Origin of the sequence: Stenotrophomonas pictorum JCM 9942 (genome assembly GCF_001310775.1) — a bacterium.
Classification (GTDB): Bacteria; Pseudomonadota; Gammaproteobacteria; order Xanthomonadales; family Xanthomonadaceae; genus Stenotrophomonas; species Stenotrophomonas pictorum.
Genome location: NZ_BAZI01000198.1, coordinates 1 through 5,295 on the forward strand (window position 1 = coordinate 1; position 5,295 = coordinate 5,295).

At 64.9% G+C, this 5,295-nt stretch carries 5 protein-coding genes; 3 read left to right on the plus strand and 2 right to left on the minus strand.

Translation table 11 applies throughout. The features are described from left to right. Together JCM9942_RS10565 and JCM9942_RS10570 are read right to left on the minus strand one after the other, a co-directional pair. Window positions 1–975 (minus strand): tetratricopeptide repeat protein (locus tag JCM9942_RS10565; RefSeq protein ID WP_157722868.1); only part of this gene is annotated, 975 nt, incomplete at its 3' end. A gap of 420 nt (window positions 976–1,395) precedes the next feature. Then, the gene (locus JCM9942_RS10570) at window positions 1,396–1,926 is read right to left on the minus strand and encodes a DUF2059 domain-containing protein (protein WP_054659542.1); all 531 of its coding nucleotides are present in this window, start codon (window positions 1,924–1,926) and stop codon (window positions 1,396–1,398) included. Window positions 1,927–2,246: 320 nt separating this feature from the next. Between JCM9942_RS10570 and JCM9942_RS10575 the strand changes: the two genes are divergently transcribed. The 3 genes from JCM9942_RS10575 to JCM9942_RS10585 form a co-directional block, all read left to right on the plus strand. Beyond that, complete coding sequence (locus JCM9942_RS10575; protein WP_054659544.1) at window positions 2,247–3,308, plus strand: HEAT repeat domain-containing protein; 1,062 nt, start codon at window positions 2,247–2,249, stop codon at window positions 3,306–3,308. Then, a complete protein-coding gene (locus tag JCM9942_RS10580) occupies window positions 3,305–4,825 on the plus strand; it encodes a glycosyltransferase family 2 protein (RefSeq protein ID WP_083468505.1) in 1,521 nt (506 codons plus the stop codon). Before JCM9942_RS10575 ends, JCM9942_RS10580 begins: the two co-directional genes overlap by 4 nt. A gap of 17 nt (window positions 4,826–4,842) precedes the next feature. Beyond that, a partial coding sequence (locus tag JCM9942_RS10585; protein ID WP_172675095.1) for a tetratricopeptide repeat protein occupies window positions 4,843–5,295 on the plus strand: 453 nt, incomplete at its 3' end.

Below are 5,295 nucleotides of genomic sequence, written 5' to 3' on the forward strand. Positions count from 1 at the left end.
CGCGGCCTGTTTCTCGGCCCTGGCGCGTTCCAGCAGTTCGGCCACTTCGGCGTTGTCGGGCGCGGCGGCATGCAGGCGCTCGAGCAGGACCCGTGCCTGTTCCGGTTTGTCCTGCCGGTAGAACACCTGGGCCATGCCCTGCATCGCGTCATGGTCGTCAGGCGAGAGCTCCAGCGCCTGGCTGAAGGCGGCATGGGCACCGTCGGTATCGTCCAGCCGCAACAGTGCAAAGCCCAGTCCGCTGGAGGCATCGGAACGGGCCCCGGGCATCTGGCTGGCGGCGCGGAAGCTGTTGCGGGCCAGCTCGTTGTTCGCCTGCCGCAGATGCACCCAGCCTTCGGCCACATGCGCCGAATAGTCCAGCGGCTGCACGCTGTGCAGTTCGCGCAGGGCGGCGTCATATTCCTGCTGGCGGAACAGGCGGCGGGCGCGCTCGTTGGCCAGCTGGCGCGGCGTTCGGTCATGTTTGACCGAGCCATCGAACTGGCGGGTATCGACCGTGCCGTGCTTTTCCAGATAGTCGCGCACGTTGGCGGCGCGGTGCAGGCCCAGGTAGCAGTGGATGTACACGGTGCCGGGGGTGTTGATCGCGGTCTCGGCGGCGGCGCGCGAGTTGCGCTCGTAATCCTCACCGAAGCGCTGGCCGAGGATGCTGCCCATCGGGAAGTTGTGCACTTCGATGCCCAGCTCCGCCGCGCGCTTCTTTTCCTCCTCCAGCAGCACCGCCTCGTAGGGGACCTTGGGGTTGAGCAGGCTGATGATGGTGGTCACGCCTTCGTCCTTCAGGCGATCCATGTCGGCTTGCACCGGATACGGGCCGAACACGAAGCGTGCCGACGTCACCGACTGTTGTGCGCGCCAGGGCTGCACCACGAAGCTGGCCGGATTCAGCAGAACCCAGACGCCCGCACCAAAACCGAGCAGGCCCACAACAGCGAGCGCAGCCAGCCATTTGTTCCTTGTGGACTTTTTCATTCCCTCTCCCCGGGACTGCACTGACTGGATGTCAGTGCTTGTTGTGACGATTGTCACGAAATTCCGACATTTTTCCAACGGACCGTCATCGTGGCCAGTTTCGCGGCCTGCCGGCGGGACGTCCCGGCTTACGGCGCGTCATGCCCGGTGGGGGGGGGCAGCGGCGTATCGCCGACGGCCGTGCCAGCAATGTTGCACCGCACAGGCGCGCGGCGCGCTCAAAACAGGAAGCAGGCCGTAGCCTGGGATCTGCAGCGGATCCCAGCTTCCAAGGCGCCCGGCGGTGTCCGATCCATCCGGCAACGCCGCTGCGGGCGGCTGTCGCCCCCGGCTCAAAGGCGTTGCTAGGGCCGTGTCCTGTGCCGGGCGGGACAGCGGGCCTTTGGCCCGACGCACCCGCCAGCGAACACCGCGCGGGAACTACCGGGCAGCTTCGGATTCCTGGATGATCGCGTCCAGATCCTGCTCCAGATCCGCCAGCAGTGGCGTCATCTTCTGCTGCATGGCCAGCATCAGGTTCTGCATCAGCTGCGGGGTCTTGTCGAGCAGGCTCTGCCCGGCCGGGCTCTCGTAGAACTCGGCCATCGCCAGCACGTCCTCTTTCGAGAACGACTTCTTGTAGAGATCCACATACATCGGGCGCATCTGCGACCACGACAGCGCCTCGCGCAGGGTCTGCGAGGTGCGCTGCTGGATGCGTTGCACGCGCGCCTTCTGCTCGGGGGTCAGCGCCTGCCCGGCGGTCAGCTGTGCGAACTGCTGGGACTGCATGGCTTCCATCTGCGGCAGCATCGCATCGAGCATGGTCTGCGCCCGCGAGGCGGCAAGCAGACGGTTGATGTCGCCATCACTGGCCGGGGTGGCCAGTGCCGGTACGAGGCCGGCCAGCACCAGGCCGCTGGCCAACAACAGGCGGAAGCGCAGGTAGCGTAACGGGCGATGGCCGCGCATGGATCGTCCTCTGCTCTGGGTGGAGCGCAGAGCTTACCCGAGGCCACCTCCCGGCCGTCCAGATGGGCGATTTCTGCGCAATCGCCGGCCTTGCCTTTTATTCGGTGTTGGCGCGGCGCACAGCGTAAGAGTGCAAGTCATTATTTTTCATCGACATGTGCCGCGGCCCAGGATGCCGCCGGGCGGATCTGGACGATATTTCCGCAGAAATTGACGGGTAAGGTGACTTGGATCACACTTTTTGCCGCATGTCGCCGTAACACGGCTTTGCGGCAGTCGGATGACAATTGGGTACTTTTGCAGGGAAGTAGGGGAAGGGGATGGAAGGTCTGTTCACTGGGCCACTGGTCGTCGTAGTGGCGTACTGGGTGGCGGTTTCCACGCTGCTGCTGACGGTGGTGCTGCTGACCACCATCTTGCTGATGCGCGTGCGCACGCAGTGGCGTGAGCGGCGCGATGCGCAGTCGATGCAGTACTGGTCGCAGGTATTGCGCCAGGAACTGGAGACACCGGGAGTGCCGACCCGCAAGCTCGAGCGGCGCGAGGCGCCTGGCTTTATCGAAGCCTGGAACGCGATCCATGAGCCGCTGGATGATGCCGCGTCACGTCGGCTGGTGCCGTTGGGACAGCGGGTCGGGCTGGCTGACACCGCCCCGCGCCTGCTGCGCGGCAGCTATCACGACCGTGCCATGGCGATCATCGCGCTGGGCCATCTGCGCGATGGCGGCATGTTCGACACCATTGCCAAACATCTCACCGATCACAGTCCGATCGTCTCGCTGTGCGCGGCGCGGGCACTGTCGCAGATCGATCCTGCGCGGGCCATGGCCATGTTCGTGCCGCTGATCCTCGAGCGCGACGACTGGGTGCAGGGCAGCGTCGCGCGCATTCTGGCCGAAAACCAGGACGGCAGTGCGGTGCGGGAGCTTTCAAACGCGCTGCTGCGGGCCAATTCCGACACCGCGCTGAAGCTGGTGCGCTTTCTGTCCGACATTGATCCGGAGCGCGCGGCGGCCGTGATCCGTGAGCTGATGCAGAGCGATGTGGATGACCGGGTCATCTCGGTGTGTCTGCAGCTGGTCAACGATCGCCAGGATATCGAGCAGGTGCGCGGATTCCTGCAGGTTGCCCGCTGGCACATCCGCATGCATGCGGCGTCGGCGCTGGCGCGCATCGGCGATGCCAGCGATCACGTCCGGCTGGAGCCGCTGCTGTCGGACAGTGTGTGGTGGGTGCGTTACCGCGCCGCGCAGGCGTTGTTGATGTTGCCGGGGATGGATGAGCACAAAATGCGTGCAGTGCGGGAGCGGGTGAACGATCCGTATGGTCGCGACATCATCGACCACGTGCTGTCCGAGCAGAGCATGAGGGCAGGGGTATGAACGAATACTGGCATCTGATCGTGAGCTATCTGCAGCAGGTCCCGTGGATACGCTTGATGGTCTCGCTGCAGTGGGTGTTCATCGCCTACTTCGCCGCGATCAATATCGCCTATCTGGTGCTGAACTACGTTTCGGCATTCCAGATCGTGCGCTACATGCGCGAATACCGCGCCAACTACCTGCCCAAGGGGCTGCGCGAATACCAGCCGCCGGTGAGCATCATCCTGCCGGCGCACAACGAGGAGAAGTCGGTGGTCTCCTCGGTGCGTTCACTGCTGAAGACCGTCTATCCGGAATACGAAGTGGTGGTGGTCAACGACGGCTCCACGGATGCCACCCGGCAGGCGCTGATCGACGCGTTCGGGCTGGTGAAGGTGCCCGAAGCCTACCGCTGCCGGCTCAAGACCGAGCCCGTGCACGCGGTCTATGCCTCGGCGCGTTTTCCCAACGTGCGCCTGGTGGACAAGGCCAACGGCGGCAAGGCAGATGCGATCAACGCCGGCTTGAACTGCGTGCGCTACCCGCTGTTCTGCGTGATCGATGCCGACAGCATCCTGCAGCCGGAAAGCCTGTCGCGGGTGGTGCGCCCGTTCCTGGAGGATGGCCGCGTGGTGGCCAGCGGCGGCGTGGTGCGGGTGCTCAATGGCTGCACGGTCAAGGACGGCATGCTGTCCAAGGTCGGCCTGCCAAGCCGGATGCTGCCCGGTTTCCAGCTGGTGGAATATCTGCGCGCGTTCCTGTTCGGACGTATGGGCTGGTCGCCGGCCAACGCGCTGTTGATCATTTCCGGCGCATTCGGCGTGTTCTACAAGGAGCGCGTGATCGCCATTGGCGGCTACCGGTTGAATACGGTCGGCGAGGACATGGATCTGGTGGTCCGCCTGCACCGCAATCTGCGCGAGGAGAAGCGGGACTACCGCATCGTGTTCGTGCCTGACCCGGTGTGCTGGACCGAGGCTCCGACCGATCTGCGGTCGCTGAAGAGCCAGCGGGTGCGTTGGCAGCAGGGGCTGGCCGAGAGCCTGTGGTCGAACATGGCCCTGATGTTCAACCGCCGCGGCGGCGCGGTCGGCTGGATCGCGTTCCCGTTCATGGTGATCTTCGAATTCCTGGGGCCGTTGATCGAAGTGATCGGCTACGTGACGATGATCGTGCTGGCGCTGTTGGGGCTGGTCCCGCTGGAGACCTTCCTGGTGTTCCTGGCTGCGGCCATCGGCATGGGAATTTTGCTGTCGGTCAATGCAATGGTGCTGGAGGAGCTTTCGTTCCGTCTCTACCAGCGTCCGACGCAGCAGCTGAAGCTGTTTCTGCTGGCGGTACTGGAGAACTTCGGCTATCGCCAGATCAACTCGTGGTGGCGTTTTGTCGGCACCCTGCGCTGGCTGTTGAGCCGCGGCAAGGTGCGCAACTGGGGCCGGATCAGCCGTGACGGGTCGTGGCAGCACACCCTCGAGGATGCGCCGGACAAAGAGGCCGCCGAAATGCCGCCGGCAAGTTATGGCAGTACTCCGAAATGAACCGCAGGATTTTCTCCATGAGGTGTTTTTTGCTTTCTACCGCGTCTACCCGTCGATGTGCCCGTCCGCTGCTGTTGCTGGCGCTGTCCACTCCCGGTGCGCTGCTGGCCCAGTCACCGGCGGATGCGCCGGCCGACTCGCTTGAGGCACGGATGCAGCAGGTCCGCACACTGGCCACCGATGGCCAGCGCAGTGAGGCGATCACGCAGTACACCGCGCTGCTGGCGGAGCACCCGGGCAACAGCGACCTGCTGCTGGCACGTGGCCGCACCTACGCCTGGGATGGTCAATACGCCGCCGCCGAGGCGGATCTGCAGCAGGTGGTGCAGAAGAGCCCGACCTACGCCGATGCCTGGTCGGCCCTGGGCGATCTGTATCGCTGGAGCGATCGCCCGCAGCAGGCGGCCGATGCGTATGCGCAGTGGGTGGCGCTGGCGCCGGACAGCGCCGCGGCGCATATCGCCCGCGGC